Below are 1598 nucleotides of genomic sequence, written 5' to 3' on the forward strand. Positions count from 1 at the left end.
TTCAACGGAGAGTTTGATCCTGGCTCAGGACGAACGCTGGCGGCGTGCTTAACACATGCAAGTTGAGCGAGGATGATTTGAGGAGACATATGTTGAATTGAATCGTTCGAGCAGCGGACGGGTGAGTAAAGCACAAGGACTTGTCCGAAAGAGAGGGACACCTTCGGGAAACCGGAGCTAATACCTCATAAGCCGGAAGGTGAAAAGCAGAGATGCGCTTTTGGAGAGACTTGTGTCCTATCAGGCAGTTGGTGAGGTGAAAGCTCACCAAACCGAAGACGGGTAGCCGGACTGAGAGGTCGACCGGCCACATTGGAACTGAGAGACGGTCCAGACTCCTACGGGAGGCAGCAGTGGGGAATATTGGGCAATGGGCGGAAGCCTGACCCAGCGACGCCGCGTGAGGGAAGACAGCCTTCGGGTTGTAAACCTCTGTTGCAGGGGAAGAAGGAAGTGACGGTACCCTGCGAGGAAGCTCCGGCTAACTACGTGCCAGCAGCCGCGGTAATACGTAGGGAGCGAGCGTTGTCCGGAATTACTGGGCGTAAAGGGCGCGTAGGCGGCGCTTCAAGTCGTCTGTCAAATGGAAGGGCTTAACCCTTTTTCGCAGACGAAACTGGAGAGCTTGAGAAGCAGAGAGGCAAACAGAATTCCTGGTGTAGCGGTGAAATGCGTAGATATCAGGAAGAATACCAGTGGCGAAGGCGGTTTGCTGGCTGCATACTGACGCTGAAGCGCGAAAGCCAGGGGAGCGAACGGGATTAGATACCCCGGTAGTCCTGGCAGTAAACGATGTATGCTGGGTGTGAGACTAGCGATAGTTTCGTGCCGAAGTTAACGCGATAAGCATACCGCCTGGGGAGTACGGTCGCAAGATTGAAACTCAAAGGAATTGACGGGGGCCCGCACAAGCGGTGGAGCACGTGGTTTAATTCGATGCAAACCGAAGAACCTTACCTGGACTTGACATACACGCGGTAGAGAAGCGAAAGCGGATCGACCCCTCCGCAAGGAAGGGAACGTGAACAGGTGCTGCATGGCTGTCGTCAGCTCGTGTCGTGAGATGTTGGGTTAAGTCCCGCAACGAGCGCAACCCCTATTGCCAGTTGCTACCAGGTAAAGCTGAGCACTCCGGCGAGACTGCCATCGACAAGATGGAGGAAGGTGGGGACGACGTCAAGTCATCATGGCCCATATGTCCAGGGCGACACACATGCTACAATGGATGGTACAGAGAGAAGCGAGACCGGAAGGTGAAGCAGATCCCAGAAAGCCATCCCCAGTTCGGATTGCAGTCTGCAACTCGACTGCATGAAGTTGGAATCGCTAGTAATCGCGGATCAGCCAAGCCGCGGTGAATACGTTCCCGGGCCTTGTACACACCGCCCGTCACACCATCCGAGTCGGGTGCTCTCCAAGCCGGAGGCCTAACCGCAAGGAAGGATCCGCCTAAAGAGTGTCCGGTGAGGAGGGTGAAGTCGTAACAAGGTAGCCGTACGGGAACGTGCGGCTGGATCACCTCCTTTCTAAGGAGCACCATCAGCGAACGAGAACTCAAGCTGAACGAAACAAGCTGCACGTTTGCACGACAGAAATAC

Annotated in this window: 1 rRNA gene; it reads left to right on the forward strand. The window is 55.1% G+C overall.

What is annotated here, in order from left to right:
* Position 1: 1 nt before the first annotated feature.
* Positions 2-1526, forward strand: a 16S ribosomal RNA gene (locus D7D26_RS11895).
* The last annotated feature ends 72 nt before the right edge of the window (positions 1527-1598 follow it).

This window comes from Pyramidobacter sp. CG50-2, from assembly GCF_003612005.1.
In the GTDB taxonomy this organism is placed as follows: Bacteria; Synergistota; Synergistia; order Synergistales; family Dethiosulfovibrionaceae; genus Pyramidobacter.